Genomic DNA, 25,045 nt, shown 5'->3' with positions numbered 1-25,045 from the left:
ATCAGTGAGCTAGTACAATAGTAAAACCTAGATTTACCTGCAATAGCAGAAAGTTTGATCGAACAAAAAACATTCAGACAAAATAAAATATTGCGAGTAGGGTGTTATCAGTTAAATTCTTTACCATTTCAGGTAGTGAACAGATATAAAAAAACCACGGCTATTGCCGTGGTTTTCACTTTCATTCGTTTTTGGCGGCTATTTCATTTGTGAAAAGTATGCAGCCAAATTCGCCATATCCGCATCACTCAGCATATCTGCCTGAGGCTTCATGATCATCGCCTGCGCGCCGGTACGCTCACCGTTTTTATACGCTTTCAGTGCAGATATAATATATTGCTCATTCTGCCCCGCTAGGTTAGGGTAACCAGGAATCATGGCTATGCCGTTAGCACCGTGGCAAGCCGCACAAATTGCCGCTTTTGCTTTACCAGCTTCGGCATCTCCTGCAGCAAATGAGGGCGCAGCCATCATCATGGCAGCCAGACCTAAAGGTAAGAGTTGTTTCATCGCTTCCTCGCTTTATTGTTTTCCAGTTTTGTTAAATTGTTGCACGTAAAAGCTATTCACGCATTTAATGTATGACATTTGTGCCAGACAAGCTCACACTCATCGCCCACATAGTCTTCACAAACAAACAGGTTACCGACAGCAGCTATCGTCTCTCCATAGAACAAGATAGGCGTTCTGCGACGAAGCCAGCTCGGTACGCCATATTCCTGAAAAAGCTTTTTGAGCTTCCGCTTCCCTTGCCTGCCAGCAGGCCGGGCAGACCAACCTTCGGGATCAAAGCCAACACGTATTTCTTCATCCTTTCTGGGCGCAAGAATCCTCATACCCCGGTCATTGTCATTGCTCTGCGCAGACACTATCTCCAGCTCCCCAAGGTTATCGGGCAATGAAATCTTTTTGTTTACCACCATTGATGCTGTCCAGTCTGAGACATCATGATAAGGCGCGACAAACCAGAGCTTTCCTTGATATCTGCGCACTTCGCCTTGAGCCACTTTGAGAACCGGATTGGCGTCAGGCCCTGCGTTTATGACGGATGAAAACACTTGCTCAAGCTGCGCTTTAGACAAAGAGAGCCTGCCGACATGCTTTAACCAGCGCCTGACCAACGCGCTTTGTAATATCAACGAGCATTCTTTTGTCTTACCTATGTTCAAACTGCCGTCAGTTCCCACCACTTCAGCATCGTATTGGACCAACAGCTCATCAATCAGGGTTTCCTGTTCCGCACAATGCAGAGCAGTACGGTTAATGGCTTTGACTAAACCCGGCCATCGCTCAGAAGCCATGGGGAGCCATTCTTGTCTGATAAAATTACGGTCAAACCGACGATCCAGATTGCTTTCATCTTCTATCCAGATAAGCCCTTGAGATTCAGCATATTCCTCAATGGCTTTTCTGTTTGCCTCAAGTAAGGGACGGCATAACACGGCATGTTGCATCGGACGGGTTTCTGGCATAGCAGCCAACCCCGCAGGGCCACTACCACGTTTAAGCGCCAGTAAAAAAGTTTCGGCCTGATCATCAGCATGCTGACCGGTCAATACCAGTGCATTGTCATCTACTGAGTTCAAAATGGCCTGGTAGCGAGCCTCTCTGGCAGCTTTCTCAAGGCTTTCGCCTCGATGGTTCAAGGTCACCCAAATTCCCTTAAACGCAAAGTCAGCGTCACCGGCCCAACGTTCACATTGTGCCATCCAATCATCTGCATTTGGGCTCAAACCATGATGAACATGAACCACCAAATAGGCGTGCTGGGGATGTATGTCCCGATAAGTGGCGAGCAAATCGAGCATGACGCGTGAATCCACGCCGCCACTGAAAGCCAACACTATCTGACGGGTTACTGGCGTATATCTATCGAGGACATTTTCAAACAGGGAGAACAGCATAGACACTTCGAGAAAGATGATTTTTTCGAATCATAGCATCAGATACGAAAAAAGGGCCATTTGGCCCTTTTTAAATCAATCGGTTTGCTTAGCAGTAACCGTAGCTCAGTAGACGCTGATAACGACGCTCGCGCAGATTATCGGCATCTAACTGTGCCAGTTCTTCCAACTGGCCCACCAGCAGTGCTTTGATGCTTTCTGCGGTTTTCGCGAAATCACGGTGTGCGCCGCCCATAGGCTCTTCAATGATGTTATCAATAAGGCCCAGCTCTTTCAGGCGAGGTGCAGTCATGCCCATTGCTTCAGCGGCTTGTGGCGCTTTGTCTGAATCACGCCACAGGATTGATGCACAACCTTCCGGCGAAATCACCGAGTAGGTGGAGTACTGCAGCATGTTCACGTAATCACCCACACCAATCGCCAGTGCACCACCAGAACCGCCTTCGCCAACCACGTTAACGATAACTGGCACCGTCAGGCCTGCCATTTCTTTCAGGTTGCGCGCAATTGCTTCAGACTGGCCGCGCTCTTCAGCACCTACACCAGGATATGCGCCTGCGGTGTCAATGAAGGTAATAATTGGCATCTTGAAACGCTCTGCCATTTTCATCAGGCGCAGCGCTTTGCGGTAACCTTCAGGCTTTGGCATACCGAAGTTACGAATCACTTTTTCGCGGGTTTCACGGCCTTTTTGATGGCCGATAATCATCACTGGTCGGCCATCAATACGCGCCATACCACCAACAATTGCTTTGTCATCTGCATACGCGCGATCGCCTGCCAGCTCTTCAAATTCAGTGAAGATCAGATCCGCGTAGTCCAGTGTATATGGACGACGTGGGTGACGCGCCAGCTGTGCAACCTGCCAAGCACCCAAATCGCTGAAGATTTTCTTCGTCAGCTCAGTGCTTTTGGTCTCCAATTGCTCGATTTCTTTGTCCAGGTTGACAGCCTCAGCTTCGTCGCCACGCTTGGACACTACACGCAAGGCTTCGATTTTTGCTTCCAATTCCGCGATTGGCTGTTCAAATTCAAGGAAATTAAGACTCATAGAGAAAGAATCCTGTTAAGTAATAACATAGCCCCGCTCATTCCTGGCAGGGCCGAAGTATCAATCAAATTCCAGCTCGACCTGTTTATCGCCGAGCAGCGTTTTTAAATCATCGATCAGTTTGTCGTCTGGCGTAATACGCCACTCTGTACCTAAGACCAACTTTGCGCGAGCATCGTCACGCTGGTAGTAAAGGTTGACCGGAACCGTTCCCGCACGGTGCGGTTCCAGAATCTCACTGAATCGTTCAAAAAATTTGTTATCAATTTGCCTATCGGTCACTGAGATAGCAAGACCACGCAGGTACTTTTCACGCGCTTGGGAGATATCAAGCACTTCTCGTGCCGACATTTTAAGGCCACCGTTGAAGTCATCAAAGCTGACCTGTCCCGATACCACCAAAATTCTGTCTTTTTCTATGAGATCCAGATACTTTTCTAGCGCATCTGAGAACAGCATCACTTCCATGCGTCCTGAACGGTCATCCAAAGTCAGGATACCGATACGGGTGCCTCGCTTGGTTGTCATCACCCGTGCGGCGATGACAAGACCAGCCACTGTCGATACCACATCACGTTTGGTGGCATGTGCATCTTCTAAGCGCCAGGTAATGTAATGCTTCAGCTCTTTTACATAGCTATTGATCGGGTGCCCGGTGAGGTAAAGCCCTAACGTCTCGCGTTCACCTTCCAACCAGACTTTGTCTGGCCAAGGCGGGACTTTCGCATATTTGTGCTCCACTTCTTCCGGAGCATCCGTCAGTACACCGAACATATCAGTTTGACCAAAAGCTTCTGCCTGATGGTGTTGGCTTGCTGATTTCAATGCATCATCCAAAGAAGCTGTCATAGCTGCTCGGTGAGGACCTAATCGATCCATGGCGCCTGACTGAATCAGTTTTTCAATCACACGCTTGTTCACCTTCTTGGTGTCGATGCGAGCACAGAAGTCGAAGAGATCGCGGAAGTAACCGCCCTCTTGACGCGCTTTGATGATGTTTTCAATTGGTGCTTCACCTACGCCCTTGATTGCACCGATACCGTAAACAATTTCGCCTTTTTCATTCACGTTGAAACGGTACAGACCTGCATTCACATCTGGTGGCAACATGGTCAGTTTCATTCGGCGACACTCTTCTACCAGGCCAACGATTTTATCGGTGTTATCCATATCCGCGGTCATTACCGCTGCCATGAATTCCGCCGGATAGTGTGTTTTTAACCAAAGTGTTTGATAGGAAACCAGTGCGTAGGCCGCAGAGTGCGATTTGTTGAAGCCGTAACCCGCGAATTTCTCCACCAGGTCAAAGATCTTCATCGACAGCTCACCGTCAACACCGTTGGCGATTGCACCGCTTTCAAACGTCGCGCGCTGCTTTGCCATCTCTTCTGGCTTTTTCTTACCCATTGCACGACGAAGCATGTCTGCACCGCCAAGGGTATAGCCAGACAATACCTGAGCAATCTGCATGACTTGCTCTTGGTAAAGAATGATGCCGTAGGTTGGATCCAGAATTTCTTTTAGTGACTCATGCTGCCAGGTCGCATCAGGGTATGAGATCTCTTCGCGTCCGTGCTTACGGTCGATAAAGTTATCTACCATGCCTGATTGCAACGGGCCGGGACGGAACAGAGCAACCAATGCGATGATATCTTCGAAACAGTCAGGTTGAAGGCGCTTGATCAGCTCTTTCATACCCCGTGATTCGAGCTGGAATACCGCCGTGGTTTCTGAGTTCTGCAATACGCGGAATGAAGCCGCATCTTCGAGCGGAATCGACTCAATACGCACCGGCTCCTGACCGCTACGCTCCAGGCGCGGATTAATCAGTCCCAAAGCCCAGTCGATGATGGTCAGGGTACGCAGACCTAAGAAGTCAAACTTCACGAGGCCCGCGGTTTCTACGTCGTTCTTATCGAACTGGGTAACCGGGAAGTGACCTTCAGCATCAGCATAGATAGGAGCAAAATCGGTAATTGTGGTTGGCGAGATAACCACACCACCCGCGTGCTTACCGGCATTTCGTGTACAGCCTTCCAGAATACGGCAGGTATCGATAAGCTCGCGGACTTCTTCATCCGCTTCGTAGATTTCACCCAGCTGTGGCTCTGCCACAAAGGCTTTTTCCAATGTCATCCCAGGATCGGGCGGCACCAGTTTAGAAATGCGGTCGACAAAACCATAAGGGTGGCCAAGAACACGCCCCACATCACGGATTACCGCTTTGGCAGCCATGGTACCGAAGGTAATGATCTGGGATACCGCATCACGCCCATACATTTCAGCAACGTGGTCAATCACCTGATCGCGTTTATCCATACAGAAGTCGACGTCAAAGTCGGGCATGGAAACACGTTCAGGGTTCAGGAATCGTTCGAACAGCAGATCGTATTCCAGCGGGTCAAGGTCGGTGATTTTAAGCGCATAGGCCACCAGCGAGCCTGCACCGGAACCACGGCCCGGCCCCACAGGAATCGCGTTGTCCTTCGACCACTGGATGAACTCCATAACGATGAGGAAGTAACCGGGGAAACCCATGTTGTTGATCACTTCCAGTTCGACTTCAAGACGCTCATCGTATTCAGGTCGCCGCTTCAGGCGCTCTTCTTTATCCGGGAACAGGAATTCCAGACGCTCTTCCAAACCTTCCCGCGACTTCATTACCAAGAATTCAGTTTCTTCCATGCCCTCGGTTGGGAAGGCGGGCAGGAAGTATTCGTTGAGTCGAACAGTGACGTTACAACGCTTGGCAATTTCTACTGTGTTTGCCAACGCCTCAGGAATGTCATGGAACAACTCGCACATTTCTTCTTCTGAACGAAGATGCTGCTGAGGGCTATAGTTTTTCGGGCGGCGGGGATCTTCAAGCGTATAACCATCATGAATCGCGACACGGATTTCATGGGCATCAAACAAATCCGCAGTCAGGAAGCACACCTCATTGGTCGCAACAACGGGAAGATTATGTTCGGTCGCAAAATCGAGCGCAAAATGCAGGTAAGCTTCTTCATCCGGACGCCCTGTTCGCATTAATTCGATGTAATACGCATCAGGGAAATGAGTTTGATAGAAGGCTGCGCATTGATTAGCCAGACCCGCGTTACCTTTGAGTAGGGCTTTGCCCAGATCGCCACGACGTCCACCCGAAAGGATGATAAGGCCTTCTTTCAACTCAACCAGCCAATCCTGATCAATAACAGGTTGATGCTGGACATGGCCACGAAGATAGGCTTTTGAAATCAGTAACGTAAGGTTTTTATAACCGATGTTGTTGGCTGCCAGTACAGTAATTTGGCAGAGATCTTCACCAAAAGCGTCTGTCTGCATTTTAAAGTCAGCGCCGATAATCGGTTTCACACCCGTACTCTGCGCCGTGTTATAGAACTTCACCAAGCCGCATAGGTTAGTAAAGTCCGTCAATGCCATCGCCGGCATGCCTAGCTCGGCCACTTTTTTGACCAATGGCGGCACCTTGCCGAGGCCATCGACCATAGAAAAGTCACTGTGAACACGAAGGTGAATAAAGCGTGGGTCTGACATAGTACTCTTACGTTACTGATTTATTGTTGTGAATGTGGGAGGAATGAGATACCCCCTCCCGAAACATTATGCAATGCCGAGCGCGTTCTTAACAGGTTTAAAGCTCTTTCGGTGCTCGGGGATAGCACCATGCTCAGCAAGCGCTTCAAAATGCGCCTTGGTTGGATAACCTTTGTGCTTGGCAAAGCCGTATTGCGGGTATTGCACGTCCAACTCTTCCATTTCCCGGTCTCGAACAACCTTGGCCAGAATGGAGGCGGCACTGATTTCCGCCACACGCAAATCACCTTTGACGACTGCCTCTGCTGGGATATTGAGTCCCTTCGGTACACGGTTGCCATCAATCAAGACAAAGTCCGGCTTGATGTTTAAGCCAGCCACTGCTCGCTCCATAGCCAGCATGGTGGCAGAAAGAATATTGATGTCATCAATCTCTTCCGGCTCAGCGCGACCTAATGACCAAGCCAGTGCTTTTTCTTTGATTTCCTCAAAGAGCACTGCGCGTTTTTTGTCAGTCAGTTTTTTGGAGTCGGTCAGCCCTACAATTGGCTTATTGGGATCGAGAATAACAGCAGCCGTTACCACTGCGCCCACCAAAGGGCCCCGCCCGACTTCATCAACACCAGCGATAAGACTAGCGTCAGGATATACAAAAGGTTCGAAGTCCATCGACTAACGTCCTATCAGTTTCAGTACGGCGTCAGCTGACGTTTTATCAGCATCGCAGCGGATCATTTCATGAAGACGGGTAAACTCAGCCATCAGAGCTTCATTGTCACTATCAAGAAAACGGGAAACATCAGCAGACAAGGTTTCTGGTGTGCAGTCTTCCTGAAGTCGCTCCGGAACCAACTCGCGGCCAGCAAGAATATTCGGCAGAGAAACGAACTCAGTCTTAACCATACGCTTGGCAATCCAAGCGGTGATGGCATTCACTTCGTAACCTACAACCATAGGACGCTTCACCAACATACATTCCAGTGCAACGGTGCCAGAAGCTAGCAAGACGGCATCAGAAGCGGTGATCACGTTTCGAGCCGTGTCATCCACCAGCACAAAGTCCAGTTCTGGTGCGGTTTGCTGCCATGCCTCTTCAAACTGGGCGCGGCGTTTTTCATTCACCAGCGCAACGGCAAAGCCAATATCCAGATATTTTGCTTTAAGCAGTTTGCAGGTTTTAATGAAAGTTGGTGCCAGCAGCTTCATTTCACCACCGCGACTCCCGGGTAAGACAGCAAGATAGCGCTTGTCCTGCTCCAGTCCCAGCAGTTCTTTTGCCGCTGATTTGTCGCTTACCATCGGGATATCATCCGCCATGGTATGACCCACAAACGCACAAGGAACGTCAAACTTGTCGTAAAAGGCTTTTTCGAAAGGCAGGAGTGCCAGCACCAAATCGGTGGCTGCGGCGATTTTAAAGATGCGTTTCTGGCGCCACGCCCAAACACTTGGACTCACGTAGTGCACGGTACTAATGCCGTAATCTTTTAGGTCCTTCTCAAGGCGCAAGTTGAAATCTGGCGCATCAATACCGACAAAGACATCAGGTGGGTTATCAGTGAAGTATTCGACAAGTTCGTGCTTTACTTTGAGTAATCGCGACAGTCGGCCAAGCACTTCCACAATGCCCATCACCGCCAGCTCTTCCATATCGAAAAGTGCTTCACAACCCAACGCCTTCATGCGAGGACCACCGATCCCGACAAACTCAGCATCAGGAAATTTGACTTGGATAGCCTTGATAAAACCAGCACCTAAAATATCGCCGGAGATTTCCCCGGCGACAATTCCAATTCGAAGTGGCTTAGCCATTAGCGAATAATGCCTCGGCTTGAATTCTCGAAAAACTCAACGAAAAGCTGCAGCGCCTGTTCATCTTTCGACATTTCTACAACCTGCTTCTTCGCTTCTTCCAGTGTCTTACCTGAGCGGTACAGCTCTTTGTAAACAGCACGGATAGCTTTAATCGCACTCTTTTCAAAGCCACGACGCTTCAGCCCTTCCACATTGATACCAAACGGTGCGCAGTGGTTACCCTGAGCCATAACGTACGGAGGTACGTCCTGCACTACGATAGAACCACCACCCAACATACAATGGCTGCCGATGGTACAGAATTGGTGAATAGCAGTCATGCCACCAACAATTGCGTAATCGCCAACAGTTACATGGCCAGCCAGTGTTGCATTGTTTGCGAAAATACAACGGTCGCCAATCACACAGTCATGTGCAACATGCGCATTGATCATGAACAGGTTGTCGTTGCCCACTTTTGTGGTGCCTTCATCCTGGATGGTCCCACGGTGCATGGTCACGCTTTCACGGATAGTGTTACGATCACCAATAATCAGGGTCGTTGGCTCACCTGCATACTTAAGATCCTGACACTCTTCACCAATAGAGGCGAATTGATAGATCTTGTTATCACAACCAATTTTGGTTGGGCCTTTGATTACAACGTGAGTTTTTACTTCGGTACCTTCACCGATTTCAACACCCTCGCCGATGAAAGAAAAAGCACCGACCTTGACGTTAGCACCAAGGGTTACGCCTTCTTCCACAACAGCTGTAGGGTGGATTTGTGCGGTTTCATGAATCACGATTAGAACTCTCTTCTGGCACACTTCAGCTCAGCTGAACAAACAACCTTACCATCAACTTTAGCAACGCCTGTGAACGCAGCAATGCCACGACGCTCTTTGATGAATTCCACTTCCAAAACCATCTGATCACCCGGTGTTACTGGTGCGCGGAATTTTGCGTTGTCGATGCTGGCAAAGTAGTACAGTTCGTTTTCTTTTGGCTGACCAAAGGTCTTAAATGCCAACAGACCAGTAGCTTGCGCCATAGCTTCCAGGATCAATACACCCGGAAATACTGGCAACTGTGGAAAGTGACCAGTGAATTGAGGCTCATTGACAGAAACGTTCTTAATCGCGTGAAGGTATTTGCCTTCTTCGAAATCAGTAACGCGGTCAATCAGCAGAAAAGGATAACGGTGTGGCAGCAGCTCTTTAATTTCGTTAACTGTGAGGATTTTATTTTCGCGACTCAAAGTTTTATTCCCGTATGAAATACTTATTATTTGTCGTTGAAGTAGCTGATAACACAAATGGCCCACACTGTAGGTCCATTCGATTATCGTATCGACAAGAACCACCAGAGCAGGCCATCGCGGACGGCTATTACTCGCTGTCTTCTAGCTGTTTTTCAACGGCTTTCAATCGTTTATGCATATCTTCAATCTTCAGCACCCGCGCAGCGGTTTTGCGCCAATCTTTATTGGTCTGAAGTGGAATGCCCGAAGAATACATACCAGGTTCAGTGATAGGCCGCATCACCATCGCCATTCCAGTGATCGTGACACCATCTGTAATTTCCATATGGCCGTTGATGACGGTAGCACCACCAATGATGCAGTGCTTGCCAACCTTAAGGCTACCGGCCATTGTAGTTGCCCCTGCAATGGCGGTATTTTCACCGATCGAAACATTATGAGCGATCTGACACTGGTTGTCGATAATCACACCATCAGCAATTACAGTATCCTCAATTGCGCCACGGTCGATGGTGGTGCAAGCACCAATCTCAACGCGATCGCCAATGACAACGCGCCCCACTTGAGGAATCTTCACCCAGCGGCCTTTGTCGTTTGCGTAACCGAAGCCATCAGAACCGATAACAGTACCCGATTGCACAAGACAAGACTCGCCGATCACCACATTGTGGTAAACCGTCACGTTTGCCCAAAGACGGGTATTGGCACCTAACTTGGTATCTTTACCTACGAAGCAGCCAGCACCAACTTGCACGTTGTCGCCCAGCTCTACGCCGTCTTCTACCACAGCGTTATGCCCAACGGCGACGCCATTCCCCAGTTTCGCTGTCGGTGAGACATACGCACTAGGAGCAATATCAACCGCACAGGCAGGTGTGGTGTCCAGCAATTGTGCGGTTAATGCATATCCCAGATACGGGTCTTTCAACACTAGCGCATTTCCGGTGCAGTATGACAGGTCGGCTTCCTTGACCATCACAGCACTTGCCTGACACTCCGCAAGATGTTTGCGGTATTTGCTGCTGGAAAGGAAGGTGATCTCTCCTTCGTCAGCTTTATCCATACCCGCGATGGCACTGATTTCAACACTGCCATCACCGTGCAGTTCTGCACCCAGTTTTTCCGCTAATTCAGCGAGCGTAATAGAAGCCATTTTCTACCTTACTTATTTCACTGCTTTCAGTACTTTTTCTGACAGGTCGTCTTTCGGGCTTGCGTACATCACAGCCTGGCTATTGATGACCATGTCATAGCCTTCTTTCTTGGCAATTGTTTCAATGGTTTTCTGTAGCTTCTGAACAAGCTTACGCTCTTCTTCTGCACCACGCTTACGCTGGTCTTCCTGAAGGTTTTTCGCTTTCAGTTTAAAATCTGCATCCAAAGCCTGCAACTCACGCTGAAGCTTGGTGCGCTCTTTTTCGCTCATCAATTCGCCATTGCGCTGCAGCTTTTCAACACCTTTCTCTAATCTGTCACGCAGGCGATCTACTTCAGCAATACGATCTTTGAATTCTTTACGCAGTTTTTCGCTGACATTACTCTTCTTTGCCATCTGAGCCAGCACAGGCCCAGTCGCAACGTAACCCACTTTTTGAGCTGCTTCTGCAGCAGTTGCATAGAAAGAAGCGGAAATAATGGCAAGACTCAGGCCTGCAGCTTTGATAATAGGTTTCAAACTTTTCTCCTAACGTTGAAATCAGAACGTACGGCCAATAGTAAAGGTGAAGAACTCTTCGTCATCACCCTCGTATTTTTTGATTGGTTTTGCCAGCGAGAATACCAGCGGTCCCATTGGGGAACGCCATTGAATCGCCGCACCATACGATGCCCGGTAGTTCGATGGATCGCTGTAATCGTAAATGTATTCCTGACCACTAATCACGCGAGCGTCATTAAGGTCGTACTCGGTGTCCCATACAGATGCCGCATCAACAAACACACTGGTCCGGATGGTGTTTCTCGCTTCAGCAGAAACAAACGGCATAGGGAAGATAAGTTCAGCACTGGCCAATGCAATGGCATTACCACCGACTGAATCATTACTACCCACAAGTGCTGGGTTATTACCTGCCCCCTGGTCATATACTGCTTTTGGACCCGCCGTATTCGAACGGAAACCACGTAGCGTTGAGTAACCACCTGCGTAGAAGTTTTCATAGAACGGAAGCAGGTAGTCATTTTCGTCATTGCTGCCATAACCATTGCCGTAGCCTAACCGACCACGCATCAGGAAGGAGAAGTTATGATCATCATCCAGTGGGAAGTACTGACGAACATCGTATTGCGCTTTGAAGTACTGGGCATCAGAGCCTGGCACTGTCATACGGAATGATGCACGTTGATAATTCCCTGCTGTCGGGAAGAAGCCACGGTTGAGATTATTTCGCGTCCAACTCACCGACCAGTCAAAATCATCGACCACAAGTCCGCCATCGTCAGTCACGCTGTCGCCCATTGAATCGAGGAATTTTTGAATCTGGTAGTATCCACCAAGATTTTCAATCTGACGGTGTGTGTAGCCCACGGAGAAGTCAAAGTAGTTGATTTCATCAAATGGGAAACCCCAGGTCAGACTGGTGCCGTAGCTTTTGTCGGTGTAGTCAACGATGTTTGCGTCAGATGCTTCAAACTCGTTATAAAAAATACGACCACCGAGACTGATACCGTCCAAGGTAAAGTAAGGGTCACGGTAATCCAGCGTCAGGTTTTTTTGGTAATCATTGATCATTGCATTGATACCAAAGCGGTTGCCGCTACCAGCAAAGTTATCTTGCTGAAGACCAGCCTGGAAACTGATCCCTGACTCAGTACCATAGCCGATGCCAAAGTTCACGCTGCCAGAGTTGGTCTCTTTGACCACATATTCGACATCGACCTGGTCGTCTGTGCCAGGCACACGAGTGGTTCTTACGTCTACCGTCTCGAAGAAGCCCAGACGGTTCAGACGATCTTTACTGGTTTCAACCGATTTTGAATTCAGCCAAGAACCTTCCATCTGTCGCATTTCACGGCGCAGCACTTCGTCTTTAGTGATTTGGTTACCAGAGAATTTGATGTTGCGGACATAGATACGCTTACCTGGCTCAACGTTGACGTTCAGAGCAACGGTCTTCGCTTCGTCATCAAACTCTGGAATAGTAGAAACCTGAGGATAGGCATAGCCTTGTTCACCGAGCTTGCGCTTAATTTCATCCTCAAGGCGTGTCACTTTCTGGCCGCTGTACGTCTCACCGTCCTCGAAAGGCACCAAAGCCGCAAAGCTTGCGGTTTCTTTACCACCACGGAAGCTCACATCAGAAACTGTGTAAGGTTCACCTTCATTGATGTTCAGCGTGATGTAAACGCCTTTTTTATCAGGAGAAATAGAAACGTTGGCTGACTCAACGCGGAATTTCAGGTAACCACGGTTGAGATAAAATGAACGCAGGTTTTCCAAGTCACCTGCCAACGCTTGCTTCTGGTACTGCTCATTCGCTAAGAAGTTCCACCATGGTACGTCAGCTCGCAACTCGAAGTTACCCTTCAGCTCTTCATCAGAAAATACTTTGTTTCCGATAAAGTTAATCTGCTGAATTTTTGCAGAAACGCCTTCAGTGAAGACAAACTTTACGTCCGCTCGGTTTCGTGGAAGCGGGGTAATCACCGTATCCACTACAGCATTGTATTTACCCACACTGTAGTAGAAGTCTTCCAACCCTTTTTCGATGTTGGATAGCTTGGTGCGATCCAGTGACTCACCAACACGCAATCCGGAAGCGGAGAGATTCTCTTCCAATTGCTCTTCTTTGATGGCTTTGTTGCCTGAAAAAGAGACGCTGGCAATGGTTGGACGTTCGATAACTTTAACTAGTAAGTCATCATCATCACGAAAAACGCGCACGTTTTCGAAATTACCTGTTGAGAACAGGGATTTAATGATCCCAGAAACATCGCCTTCATCGATGTTATCGCCAACACGTACCGGCATTGCGAGCAATGCAGCACCGAGGCTGACACGTTGAAGCCCCTCAAAACGAATATCTTCTACCACGAACTCATCGGCCGTGACAGAACTTGAGAATAGAAGAGAGGCTAATAGAAGTTTTTTCATCGCCATTGCTTGCTCTGACATTTCCTTGCTAAACGCTGAATGTTTATAGTCGGGCGAAATCGTTAAATATCGCTACAGCCATCAAAGTCATAATGATTGCTGTACCTACCCGATATCCCATATCCTGCACTCGTTCAGAGACGGGGCGACGTGTCACGGCTTCAATACCAAAAAACAACAGGTGTCCGCCATCAAGAACCGGTAACGGTAACAGGTTAATAATGCCTAAATTAACGCTGATTAGTGCGAGAAAGCCGAGAAAGTATACCAGACCGAAGTCTGCGGTCATCCCTGCACCTTTTGCAATTGAGATAGGTCCACTCAAATTCTTTACTGCCACGTCACCTGTGAACAGTTTTTTGATCATACCTGCGGTGAGCGACACCACCTGCCAGGTTTTATCTAAGGCCGCCGGAATGGCATCCAAAGGGCCGTATTGAAGCGTCAGTTGATGCGACTCAGGCCAAGGCTCCACCTCTGGGGCAAAGCCTGCATAGCCTATTGCCTTTCCATCCTGCACATTCGCATCTGGTGTTAACATCAAAGATACTGCTGTACCATCACGTTCAACAACCAAGGGTAATGCCTGTTCAGGGTTCGCACGAATGGTCTCAACCACTTCGGTCCAATCGGTTACCGCGCTGCCCCCAAGAGACACCAATTCATCGTTGACGAGAAGCCCCGCTTTTTCAGCAGCGCTGCCTTCAACCACATTCGCAATCACGTTTGTAATTTCAGGGCGGTAAGGTGTCATTCCAAGGGTGCGCAATGCTGACTGTGATTCAGGGTCAAAAGACCAGGCTACCAAATCCAGATTTTTCTCAACGGCATATGCTGCGTTTTCATCTGGCTTGACTGCCACTGTCATGTCACTGTCACCAATATGGGCGATCAACTGGAAATTAACTGATTCCCAATCTGGCGTTTTGATGCCAGAGATCTCAGTTAGTTCCATCCCAGGCTCTATGCCCGCTTGTGCGGCAATAGATTGGGGAGCGACATCACCAATAATCGGTTTTACCGCTGGCACACCAATGATCATCACCAACCAATACGCCACAATTGCAAACAGAAAGTTAGCCACTGGGCCTGCAGCAACAATCGCGCTGCGTTGCCAAAGCGGACGATTATTAAACGCTTGCTCTTTTTGTGACTCAGGCACTTCATCCACACGCTCGTCGAGCATCTTGACGTAGCCACCAAGAGGAATCATAGCGAGTGTATATTCGGTACCGTCCTTGCCTACTTTCTTCCAAATAGACTTACCAAAGCCAATAGAGAACCGTTGAACTTTCACACCGCACTTACGCGCAACCCAAAAGTGACCGTATTCATGCACCGCTATCAAAATACCGAGAGCAATGAGGAAAAACAGTAGGTTCCAAAGAATGGCGCTCATTGTGTTAACTCCATGATCCTTTTCTGAGCCATGACACGTGCCATGTCATCTACTTCTAAGAGGCTTTGAATGCAGGAAGGTTCCGACAGCTCGGCTTGTTGTAGCACAGCATCATTTACCTCAGCAATCTGCATAAAGCCGATTTGCCCCTGCAAGAAAGCATCAACAGCCACTTCATTAGCCGCATTTAATGTGGTGGTAGCGGCTTGTCCCACGTAGCAAGCGTCAATGGCCAACTTCAAGCACGGGTAACGTTGGAAATCGGGTTTAAGGAAAGTGAATTCACCCACTTCACCGAAATCCAAAGGCTTCACACCCGATTCAATGCGGTCAGGATAAGCCATTGCGTAAGCGATAGGTGTACACATGTCAGGCAAACCCATTTGCGCCAGCACTGAGCCATCTCGGTATTGCACCATTGAATGAATCACTGACTGGGGATGGATAATAACATCCAACTGCTCACGACCTGCGTTAAACAACCAACGCGCCTCAATGTATTCAAGACCTTTGTTCATCATGGTGGCCGAGTCGACGGAGATTTTAGGCCCCATCGACCAGTTTGGATGCGCAATTGCCTGAGCAGGTGTCACACGCTCTAGAAGTTCTAAGTCCGTATAGCGGAAAGGACCACCAGAGCCCGTAAGAAGAATTTTACTGACACCTTCTGATTCGAGATCGCATATACCTGGGCGGGACTGAATGCTTGCAGGAAGACACTGAAAAATCGCATTGTGTTCACTGTCGACTGGCAGAAGCTCCGCACCATACTGGTGAACTGCATCGATAAAGAACTGCCCTGACATCACCAGTGCTTCTTTATTTGCCAACAAAACGCGCTTTCCGGCTTTCACGGCCGCCATAGTCGGAATGAGACCCGCAGCGCCGACCACTGCTGCCATTACCGTATCAACATCTGTGTGCTCAGAAATCGCAGAGAGTCCCTCAACGCCGCAGAGCACTTTTGTTGAGCAGCCTTGATTTTTCAGAGCAAGACGTAAACTTACTGCCGCATCAGCATTCGCCATAGCTGCAAATTTTGGACGCCACTTCAAACACAAAAGAAGCATTTCATTGACGTTAGCATTCGCAGCAAGTGCGAAAACCTCGTAGGCGTGAGGATTCTTTTCAATCACAGAGAGCGTGCTGGTGCCAATCGAACCAGTTGCACCAAGAATCGTTATCTTACGCATAGGAAACTCTAATATTTGTTCCATAAAGCCTGAATAAAACTCACCGGCGAAACGCCGGTGAGTCTATTACGCAAGCCAGAAATACAATACGGTGAAAACTGGGAATGCGGCTGTCAGACTATCAATTCTATCCAGTATACCGCCATGTCCAGGCAGAATACTGCCACTGTCTTTCACACCCGCGACACGCTTAAACATGCTTTCCGCTAAATCTCCCAGTACTGACGCGAAGGAGGTGACCAGAGCGACAACGCCTAACATTGTCAAAGAAGAGAAAGGAATAGAGAAATACTGAGCTACCGCTAAGGTGACAGCGACAGCAGCAACTAGCCCACCAATTAAACCTTCAACGGTTTTGTTTGGGCTGACAGATGGTGCCATTTTGCGCTTGCCGAAAGTCTTACCCGCAAAATACGCACCGGTATCAGCAGACCAAACCAACAAACAAACCAACAGCACCATCTTAGCGCCAAGGTAAGGGGAAACATCGAAGTGATAGGCACGCAGAAGAATCACACTCCAAAGGAATGGGAGCAGCGTCAGTACGCCAAACCCTTGCTGTATCGCGTTGCTGTCACCCCACCAACCTGTTCCTCTTGGATAGCGCAGCACCATCACAGTGGCTGCCAACCACCACAATGCACCTGCAATCGCCAACACACTTCCACTTGTGGAGGTCAGTTGCAGTCCATCTAGAGTCACAGGTAACGCAAACAGCGAACCCACAAGAATGATTGCAGGGAAAATAAATGCACTAAAACGGGACGAGGAAGCCACAAACTTGGTCCACTCCCAGTGGCCAAGTAGAGTGACACCTGCCACGGCAATCACGAAAAGTTGTAACGGCAAAAAGAAAATACCAGCGATAACAAGCGGTGCCAGTACTAGTGCCGTTAAGACACGTTGTTTCAGCAAACGAAACCCTCTATTTTTCTACTTGTAACATGGCCTTGATTTGCTCACCGGTGCACCCAAATCGGCGCTCTCGGTTAATAAACCAAGCAATAGCTTCTGTGAGACTTGTCTCGTCGAAATCAGGCCAGAATTGTTCGGTGAAATACAACTCAGCGTAGGCCGCTTGCCACAGCATAAAGTTGCTAATGCGGCATTCGCCGCTGGTGCGGATCATCAAATCTACATCTGGCAAACCAGAAGAGGATAAATGCACCTGAAGATCACCTTCAGTGAGTTGTTCAGCAGGAATGTCGCCACGCTCTACCTGAGCAGCAAGCTTTTTCACGGCCTGCATAATATCCCACTGACCGCCATAGTTGGCAGCCACGTTTAACACCAAACCGGTGTTGTTCGCCGTTAAGGCTTCCGCCGCAGCGATTTTATCTTGCAACGACTGACTAAAGCGCGTGGTATCGCCAATTACCTTGAGCTTTACACCATTTTTGTGAAGACGTTTCACTTCACGTCCCAGTACAGTGACAAAAAGCTCCATCAACAGGCTGACTTCTTCCTCTGGACGACGCCAGTTTTCACTGCTGAATGCAAACAGAGTAAGCACCTGAACACCTAGGCGATTAGCAGTAGAGACAGTTTTACGCACAGCATCAACGCCGGCTTTGTGACCAAACATACGGGCTTTGCCACGTGCTTTGGCCCAACGGCCATTTCCGTCCATGATGACGGCAATGTGTTTTGGAAGTAGGCTGGGATCGATTTCTTGATGGAAAGATTGGGAGCTCATCATTATCCTTCGCAAATAAAAAGCGCTGTACTGCTAGCACAGCGCTTCGGCAATGGAATCAGAGTGTAGCCGGAATTAAACTTCCATCAACTCTTTTTCTTTGGCTTCAAGAATTGTGTCAATTTCTTTAACAGCCGCATCAGTCAGTTTCTGGATATCGTCCTGACCACGACGTTCTTCGTCTTCAGAAATTTCTTTTTCTTTCAGCAAGCCTTTCAGATCGCTGTTCGCATCACGACGGATGTTGCGCACTGCAACACGACCACCTTCAGCTTCACCACGAACAATCTTAACCAGGTCGCGACGACGCTCTTCGGTCAGGGGTGGCAACGGAACGCGAATAACGGTACCTGCAGACATTGGGTTCAGACCCAGGTCTGAAGTCATGATCGCCTTTTCGATAGCTTGGGTAACAGACTTATCGAAAACAGTGATAGCCAGAGTACGCGCATCTTCAGCAACAATTGAAGCCAATTGCTTCAATGGAGTTGCAGAGCCGTAGTAATCGACAGACAGGCCATCAAGCAGTGCTGGATGCGCACGACCAGTGCGAATTTTAGATAGAGTGTTCTTCAGCGCTTCAACGCTTTTCTGCATGCGCTCTTTCGCATCTGCGTTAATTTCATTGATCACGAGAATATCCTTGAAGATTCTTTTTTCTAACGACGGAGATTATGCCACTAAAATTGATTAACCGTTATCAATTAGTGTGCCTTCTTGCTCACCCATCACAACTCGACGCAGTGCGCCGGGCTTATTCATGTTGAAAACACGAATCGGCATCTTGTGATCGCGAGCCAGAGTGAAGGCAGCCAAATCCATCACTTTCAATTCTTTTTCCAGCACGTCTTGGTAAACCAAGTGGCTGTATAGTTCTGCATCCGGGTTTTTCGCTGGGTCGTCAGTGTAAACGCCATCTACTTTCGTTGCTTTAATCACAACGTCAGATTCGATTTCAATGCCACGCAGACACGCTGCTGAATCTGTGGTGAAGAATGGGTTACCAGTACCTGCTGAGAAAATCACCACACGGCCGTTTCGAAGTTGACTGATAGCTTCCGCCCAGTTGTAGCTGTCACACACACCGTTCAGAGGGATAGCAGACATCACCCGCGCGTTCACATAGGCACGGTGCAGTGCATCACGCATAGCCAGACCGTTCATCACAGTCGCCAACATACCCATGTGGTCGCCCACAACCCGGTTCATACCCGCTTCTGCAAGGCCTGCACCACGGAACAGGTTACCACCACCGATAACCAAGCCAACTTGTACTCCAAGTTCAACCAGTTCTTTGATTTCTTGTGCCATACGGTCTAGCACAGCCGGATCGATACCGAAGCCTTCTTTACCTTGCAGCGCTTCGCCACTCAATTTAAGTAAAATTCGTTGATAAGCTGGTTTTGGGTTTGTAGTCATTCTCACTACCTTTAGGCACTAACTTCTACGGATGGGATTGTGAAAAGACCGCAGGATTCTGCGGTCTTTTGGGTCTCAAAGAGGTATTAACCTTTCTGAGCGGCAGCAACTTCTTCTGCGAAGCTCATGCCAGCTGCTTTCTCGATACCTTCACCCACTTCCAGGCGGATGAAAGTAGAAACAGAAGCGCCTTTCTCTTTCAGGATGTCGCCTACAGATTTCTTAGGTTCCATGATGAAAGGTTGACCAGTCAGAGAAACTTCGCCGGTGAATTTCTTCATGCGGCCTTCAACCATTTTCTCTGCGATTTCTTTTGGCTTGCCTTCGTTCATCGCGATTTCTACTTGAACTTCGCGCTCTTTAGCAACTACGTCAGCTGGTACGTCGTCAGGAGTTACGTACTCTGGACGTGATGCAGCAACGTGCATTGCGATGTGCTTCAGAGTTTCTGCGTCGCCTTCACCAGCAACAACAACACCGATGCGCTCACCGTGACGGTAAGAAGCCATCGCTGAACCTTCAACGTAAGCTACGCGACGGATAGAGATGTTTTCACCGATTTTAGCAACCAGAGCTACGCGATCGTCTTCGAACTTCGCTTGCAGCTCTTCTACGGTTACTTTAGTCGCCGCTGCTTCATCAGCAACTGCGTTTGCGAAAGCAGCGAAGTTGCCGTCTTTAGCAACAAAGTCAGTCTGACAGTTAACTTCAACCAGAGCAGAAACACCATCAACTTCTTTGATGATGATTGCGCCTTCAGCAGCTACGTTACCTGCTTTCTTAGCAGCTTTTGCAGCGCCTGACTTACGCATGTTTTCAATCGCCAGCTCGATGTCGCCGTTAGTTTCTACCAGCGCTTTTTTACATTCCATCATGCCTGCGCCAGTGCGGTCGCGCAGTTCTTTTACCAGGGCAGCGGTAACAGCCATTGTTCATTCCTCGATTCGAAACTATTTGGGTAAAAATCAGGGGCCCATAATTGGCCCCTGCTAACCTACTTAGCTTACAGTGCTGTCTGTGACAGTCTGATGGCTAAGAACGCTCACAAGGAGCAAGTGTCTTATTCAGCGACTTCAACCAGCTCGTCTTCTGCTTGAGCTACGATGTCCTGGCTACGGCCTTCAGTATATGACTGAGCTGCAGCGTTCAGGTACAGTTGAACTGCGCGAATCGCGTCGTCGTTACCTGGGATAACGAAGTCAACGCCGTCTGGGTCAGAGTTGGTATCAACTACCGCGTACACTGGGATACCCAGGTTGTTTGCTTCTTTAATAGCAATGTGCTCGTGATCAGCGTCGATGACGAACAGTGCGTCTGGCAGACCGCCCATGTTTTTGATACCACCCAGAGACTTCTCAAGTTTCTCCATTTCACGGGTGCGCATCAGAGCTTCTTTCTTAGTCAGCTTCTCGAAAGTACCGTCAGTTGACTGAGTTTCCAGATCTTTCAGACGTTTGATTGACTGGCGAACAGTTTTCCAGTTAGTCAGCATACCGCCCAACCAACGGTTGTTCACGTAGTACTGATCACAGCTTTCTGCTGCTGCTTTAACAGATTCGCTAGCGGCACGCTTAGTACCAACGAACAGTACTTTACCCTTACGCTCACCAACTTTGGTCAGCTCAGCGAGTACGTCGTTGAACATTGGTACAGTTTTTTCTAGGTTGATGATGTGAACCTTGTTACGTGCACCGAAGATGAACGGCTTCATCTTAGGGTTCCAGTAACGAGTCTGGTGACCGAAGTGAACACCAGCTTTCAGCATGTCGCGCATTGAAACAGTAGCCATTTTAATTCCTCTTGGGGTTAGGCCTCCACATATCCCATACGTCCGACCCGCAAAGGGCACCCCGGAGCATGTGCCGATATGTGTGTGTGTTAAAAAATAAGTGTTTGTCGAAACCCCCCAAACAGAACCGGAGGACCCGATTAACCATTAAGGCGTATTTCGGCGCGCTTTATACCATAAAAAGTGCCTTAGAATCCAGCATAAAAAAGTCAGTGAGTCGCCGGGTAAGGTTTCCACATGGCGATGCGATTGATAATATGTAGTAATAGCAGTCAATTCCTCCCTTGATGTATCACATAAGGGAGCCAACTGAGAGAAAGCAATGAGCGCCACTATTAAATCGGCTGAAGAAATCGAAAAAATGCGTGAGGCCGGTCGCCTTGCGGCAGAAGTGCTTGAGATGATCGAACCGCACGTGAAAGCGGGTGTGACGACTGAAGAACTGGATGATATTTGCCACAAATACATCACAGAGACACAGCAAGCGATCCCAGCACCGCTCAACTACCATGGCTTTCCAAAGTCAATCTGTACATCAATCAACCACGTTGTTTGTCACGGCATCCCGAACAAGACTGACGTGTTGAAAGATGGCGATGTCATCAATATCGACATCACTGTTATTAAAGACGGTTACCATGGCGACACTTCTAAGATGTTCCTGGTGGGTGACGTTTCTGCAGAAGACAAAGCACTTTGCCACGCTGCTCAGGAAAGCCTTTACCAAGCACTGAAAAAAGTGAAACCTGGTGCGCGCATTGGTGACATCGGGACTGAAATCCAAAAGTTCATTAAAAGCCGCCCTCGCCGCTACTCAATCGTAAAAGACTACTGCGGCCACGGTATTGGTGCTGAGTTTCATGAAGAGCCACAAGTGGTGCATTACAAGAACAGTGACCGTACCGTCATCAAAGCGGGTATGTGCTTTACCATTGAGCCAATGATCAATGCGGGCAAATTTGGCACACTATTGGACGACGACGACGGCTGGACGGTATACACCGTTGATGGCAAGAAATCGGCGCAATGGGAACACACCATTTTGGTGACAGAGACGGGTTGTGAAATCCTGACCTTGCGCAGTGAGGAAAAACTGCCACGCATTCTTAACAACGCATAATATGAAAAATAAGAGTCGGCCAATGTGCCGACTTTTTTTATCAAGGAAGACAATGAACGACGTTTTGCTCTCGCCCAATGAACTGACTGCTGAGCAGCTCAATCTAACCGAGCTCAAAAATCAGCTAGCACTGTTTGCCGACCAACAGAAGACAGAGTTTCTCGACCGAGCATCTGTGACAGATTTGGTATACCAGCGCTCTGATTACATTGATGCCGTACTCGAAAGGCTGTGGCAACATTTTGAATTCCACCATCATCCAAACCTATCACTGATTGCCGTTGGCGGTTACGGACGCAGAGAGCTTCACCCTCTTTCTGATATCGACCTTTTGATTCTCTCTGAAAATGGCGTAGATAAAAGCTATCAAGCGCGCCTTAGTGAATTCGTTACTCTGCTATGGGATTTAAAACTGGAAGTCGGCCATTCTGTACGCACCCTTTCTGAGTGTATGGATGTAGGGCTAGACGATTTGACTGTTGCCACCAACCTGCAAGAAGCCCGTTTATTATGTGGCAGTGAGAGAATCTTCCATGAACTGAAAAACCGTATTCATTCAGAGCAATTCTGGCCGAGTGAAAGGTTTTTCAAAGCCAAAGTCAAAGAGCAAAAAGAACGTCATGCTCGATACCACGACACAGCCTACAATCTGGAGCCAGACATCAAATCGAGTCCAGGTGGCCTTCGTGATATTCACACCTTAAGCTGGATTGCCCGCCGTCACTTCGGTGCCACCAGCCTGCGTGAAATGAGTAAGTACGGTTTTCTAACCGATGCTGAATTCCGGGAACTGGATGAATGTCAGACCATGCTTTGGCGCATCCGCTTCGCCCTTCACCTTGAGCTTCGTCGCTACGATAACCGCCTGACTTTCGCTCATCAGCCATCTGTTGCTGAAACTCTCGGTTACCAAGGTGAAGGAAACCGTGGCATCGAGCTAATGATGAAAGACTTCTACCGCACATTGGGAAGAGTCTCTGAGCTCAATAAAATGCTGATCCGTCTGTTTGCACAGGCAATTGAAAACGAGCCCGACAGTAAAACCATTGAAGTGTTGAGCGATGACTTCCAACGTCATGGCCGTCAGATTGAAGCGCGCAAGCCTGCATTGTTCCAGGCACGTCCTGACACCATCATTGATATGTTCCTACACATTGCCAATGACAAGTCGATTGAATCGATTTCAGCACCGACACTCAGACAGCTTCGCACCGCTCGCCGTCGTTTGAACCGTTTTCTGTGCGACGTGCCAGAAGCGAAAGAGAAATTCATTTCGCTGACCCGGCACCCAAATGCGCTACACAAAGCCTTTCCCTTGATGCACAAACACGGCGTGTTATCTGCGTATTTACCACAATGGAGTCAGATTGTCGGCCAAATGCAATTTGACCTCTTTCACGCCTACACCGTGGACGAACACACCATCCGTCTGCTCAAGCACATCAATGGCTATAGCTACGAGGAAAACCGCGAGAAACATCCTATATGTTGCGACGTATACCCTCGCCTCGCCAAGCCTGAGCTTTTGCTGCTCGCAGCGATTTTCCATGACATCGGTAAAGGCCGCGGTGGCGACCACTCAGAGATTGGTGCAGGAGAAGCATATACTTTCTGTATTGACCACGGATTCTCTCGTCCAGAGGCGAACCTTGTCAGCTGGCTGGTCGGTAACCACCTCCTGATGTCTGTTACCGCTCAACGCCGTGATATTTATGATCCGGAAGTTATCACCGAATTTGCGCAAAAGGTACGTGATGAAGAGCGTCTCGACTACCTGATTTGTCTGACGGTGGCCGACATCAACGCCACCAACCCAGAGCTTTGGAATAGTTGGAAGCGCACTCTTTTAGCGGAGCTGTACTACTCCACCCAGAAAGCGCTGCGCCGCGGATTGGAAAATCCGCCAGACATCCGTGAACGCATTCGTCACAACCAACATCTCGCATCGGCGCTACTGCGGAAAAACGGACACACGCCACGCGAAATTGAACTACTTTGGCAACGTTTTAAAGCAGATTACTTCTTGCGCCATACCCACAAACAAATTGCCTGGCACAGCGAGTATATCCTCAGCCACGAAGGTGATGAACCTTTAGTGCTGGTGAGCAAGAATGCCACCCGCGGCGGTACAGAGATTTTCGTTTATAGCAAGGACAGACCAAGCCTGTTTGCCCGAGTGGTGGCCGCACTTGATAAGAAAAACCTCAGCGTTCACGATGCGCAGATCATGACCAGTAAAGATGGTTTTGCGCTGGATACTTTCATGGTGCTGGACTCACACAACGAAGCCATACAATCCGATCGCCATGAAAAAATCCGCGAAGGTGTCACACTGGCGCTCATTCAGGACGGGCCGATTACCATTCCGGTCAAACGTGCTTCACGTAAGCTGATGGCCTTTAATGTGAAAACACAGGTCTCTTTCCTCCCAACCCGCACAGGACGTCGCACATTACTTGAGTTGGTCGCGCTGGATACTCCAGGATTATTGGCACGGGTGGGAGCGGTATTTGCCCGCGAAGGCGTTTCCTTGCAGGCTGCAAAAATCACCACCATTGGTGAACGTGCTGAAGACTTTTTCATCGTCACTGACGGTGAACGACAGGCCTTATCAGATGAAGTCCAGAAAACGCTCAGAGAGGCATTATTTGATGCCTTAAATGACGCGAGTTAATGGAATAAAAAACTAGATAATTTCGCTCAGTCAGCATGTTGGGCGATCTTGACCACAAGTCTCAGACATTGATCATATCGGTAGTTGGGGCTAGAGAAAGGATGCTGCTAAA

The 25,045-nt window shown here is 48.7% G+C and carries 21 protein-coding genes; 2 read left to right on the top strand and 19 right to left on the bottom strand.

Annotated features, from left to right (window positions below):
* Positions 1-198: 198 nt before the first annotated feature.
* From K6Q96_RS03435 to rpsB, 19 genes are all read right to left on the bottom strand, one after another.
* On the bottom strand, positions 199-510 hold the full coding sequence (locus K6Q96_RS03435) for a c-type cytochrome (RefSeq protein ID WP_251877800.1): 312 nt from the start codon (positions 508-510) through the stop codon (positions 199-201).
* A 56-nt stretch (positions 511-566) separates the two neighbouring features.
* Positions 567-1,904: a tRNA lysidine(34) synthetase TilS gene (gene tilS, locus K6Q96_RS03430; protein WP_251877798.1), complete on the bottom strand. Its 1,338-nt coding sequence runs from the start codon at positions 1,902-1,904 to the stop codon at positions 567-569.
* An 88-nt stretch (positions 1,905-1,992) separates the two neighbouring features.
* The gene (gene accA / locus K6Q96_RS03425; protein WP_002536409.1) at positions 1,993-2,955 is read right to left on the bottom strand and encodes an acetyl-CoA carboxylase carboxyl transferase subunit alpha; all 963 of its coding nucleotides are present in this window, start codon (positions 2,953-2,955) and stop codon (positions 1,993-1,995) included.
* 60 nt (positions 2,956-3,015) lie between these two features.
* On the bottom strand, positions 3,016-6,495 hold the full coding sequence (gene dnaE, locus K6Q96_RS03420; RefSeq protein WP_251877796.1) for a DNA polymerase III subunit alpha: 3,480 nt from the start codon (positions 6,493-6,495) through the stop codon (positions 3,016-3,018).
* 66 nt (positions 6,496-6,561) lie between these two features.
* Positions 6,562-7,164 carry a ribonuclease HII gene (gene rnhB, locus K6Q96_RS03415; RefSeq protein WP_251877794.1) on the bottom strand — a complete coding sequence of 201 codons (603 nt, stop codon included), beginning with the start codon at positions 7,162-7,164 and terminating at the stop codon, positions 6,562-6,564.
* A gap of 3 nt (positions 7,165-7,167) precedes the next feature.
* Positions 7,168-8,307: a lipid-A-disaccharide synthase gene (gene lpxB / locus K6Q96_RS03410; protein WP_251877793.1), complete on the bottom strand. Its 1,140-nt coding sequence runs from the start codon at positions 8,305-8,307 to the stop codon at positions 7,168-7,170.
* On the bottom strand, positions 8,307-9,095 hold the full coding sequence (gene lpxA, locus K6Q96_RS03405) for an acyl-ACP--UDP-N-acetylglucosamine O-acyltransferase (protein ID WP_251877791.1): 789 nt from the start codon (positions 9,093-9,095) through the stop codon (positions 8,307-8,309). Before lpxA ends, lpxB begins: the two co-directional genes overlap by 1 nt.
* Before the next feature lie 2 nt (positions 9,096-9,097).
* Positions 9,098-9,550: a 3-hydroxyacyl-ACP dehydratase FabZ gene (gene fabZ, locus K6Q96_RS03400; RefSeq protein WP_251877790.1), complete on the bottom strand. Its 453-nt coding sequence runs from the start codon at positions 9,548-9,550 to the stop codon at positions 9,098-9,100.
* Between the two features lie 130 nt (positions 9,551-9,680).
* Positions 9,681-10,706 carry a UDP-3-O-(3-hydroxymyristoyl)glucosamine N-acyltransferase gene (gene lpxD / locus K6Q96_RS03395; protein WP_251877788.1) on the bottom strand — a complete coding sequence of 342 codons (1,026 nt, stop codon included), beginning with the start codon at positions 10,704-10,706 and terminating at the stop codon, positions 9,681-9,683.
* A 12-nt stretch (positions 10,707-10,718) separates the two neighbouring features.
* Entirely contained in the window at positions 10,719-11,228 is a 510-nt protein-coding gene (locus K6Q96_RS03390; protein WP_251877786.1) for an OmpH/Skp family outer membrane protein, read from the bottom strand.
* Between the two features lie 21 nt (positions 11,229-11,249).
* On the bottom strand, positions 11,250-13,649 hold the full coding sequence (gene bamA / locus K6Q96_RS03385; RefSeq protein WP_251879579.1) for an outer membrane protein assembly factor BamA: 2,400 nt from the start codon (positions 13,647-13,649) through the stop codon (positions 11,250-11,252).
* A 37-nt stretch (positions 13,650-13,686) separates the two neighbouring features.
* Positions 13,687-15,042, bottom strand: a complete 1,356-nt coding sequence (gene rseP, locus K6Q96_RS03380) for a sigma E protease regulator RseP (RefSeq protein WP_251877784.1) — start codon at positions 15,040-15,042, stop codon at positions 13,687-13,689.
* Positions 15,039-16,235 (bottom strand): 1-deoxy-D-xylulose-5-phosphate reductoisomerase, encoded by a 1,197-nt coding sequence (ispC, locus tag K6Q96_RS03375; protein ID WP_251877782.1) that lies wholly within the window; start codon positions 16,233-16,235, stop codon positions 15,039-15,041. The genes rseP and ispC overlap by 4 nt, the downstream gene beginning before the upstream one ends.
* A 66-nt stretch (positions 16,236-16,301) precedes the next feature.
* On the bottom strand, positions 16,302-17,150 hold the full coding sequence (locus tag K6Q96_RS03370; protein ID WP_251877780.1) for a phosphatidate cytidylyltransferase: 849 nt from the start codon (positions 17,148-17,150) through the stop codon (positions 16,302-16,304).
* A 10-nt stretch (positions 17,151-17,160) separates the two neighbouring features.
* A complete protein-coding gene (gene uppS / locus K6Q96_RS03365; RefSeq protein ID WP_251879577.1) occupies positions 17,161-17,931 on the bottom strand; it encodes an undecaprenyl pyrophosphate synthase in 771 nt (256 codons plus the stop codon).
* Between the two features lie 75 nt (positions 17,932-18,006).
* Positions 18,007-18,564 (bottom strand): ribosome recycling factor, encoded by a 558-nt coding sequence (frr, locus tag K6Q96_RS03360; RefSeq protein ID WP_002536380.1) that lies wholly within the window; start codon positions 18,562-18,564, stop codon positions 18,007-18,009.
* Positions 18,565-18,621: 57 nt separating this feature from the next.
* The gene (pyrH, locus tag K6Q96_RS03355; protein ID WP_062667595.1) at positions 18,622-19,350 is read right to left on the bottom strand and encodes a UMP kinase; all 729 of its coding nucleotides are present in this window, start codon (positions 19,348-19,350) and stop codon (positions 18,622-18,624) included.
* Positions 19,351-19,436: 86 nt separating this feature from the next.
* Positions 19,437-20,279, bottom strand: a complete 843-nt coding sequence (tsf, locus tag K6Q96_RS03350; protein ID WP_251877778.1) for a translation elongation factor Ts — start codon at positions 20,277-20,279, stop codon at positions 19,437-19,439.
* A 131-nt stretch (positions 20,280-20,410) separates the two neighbouring features.
* On the bottom strand, positions 20,411-21,139 hold the full coding sequence (gene rpsB, locus K6Q96_RS03345; RefSeq protein WP_002536376.1) for a 30S ribosomal protein S2: 729 nt from the start codon (positions 21,137-21,139) through the stop codon (positions 20,411-20,413).
* A gap of 322 nt (positions 21,140-21,461) precedes the next feature.
* On the opposite strand from rpsB, the gene map reads away from it, so the two are divergent.
* Together map and glnD are read left to right on the top strand one after the other, a co-directional pair.
* A complete protein-coding gene (gene map / locus K6Q96_RS03340) occupies positions 21,462-22,259 on the top strand; it encodes a type I methionyl aminopeptidase (protein WP_062667591.1) in 798 nt (265 codons plus the stop codon).
* A 52-nt stretch (positions 22,260-22,311) separates the two neighbouring features.
* On the top strand, positions 22,312-24,933 hold the full coding sequence (gene glnD / locus K6Q96_RS03335; protein ID WP_251877776.1) for a bifunctional uridylyltransferase/uridylyl-removing protein GlnD: 2,622 nt from the start codon (positions 22,312-22,314) through the stop codon (positions 24,931-24,933).
* Positions 24,934-25,045 lie beyond the last annotated feature (112 nt).

The sequence above is a fragment of the Grimontia kaedaensis genome, from assembly GCF_023746615.1.
Classification (GTDB): Bacteria; Pseudomonadota; Gammaproteobacteria; order Enterobacterales; family Vibrionaceae; genus Enterovibrio; species Enterovibrio kaedaensis.
The sequence above is the reverse complement of the archived record's forward strand: the minus strand, read 5'-3'. Positions and strand labels throughout refer to the sequence as shown.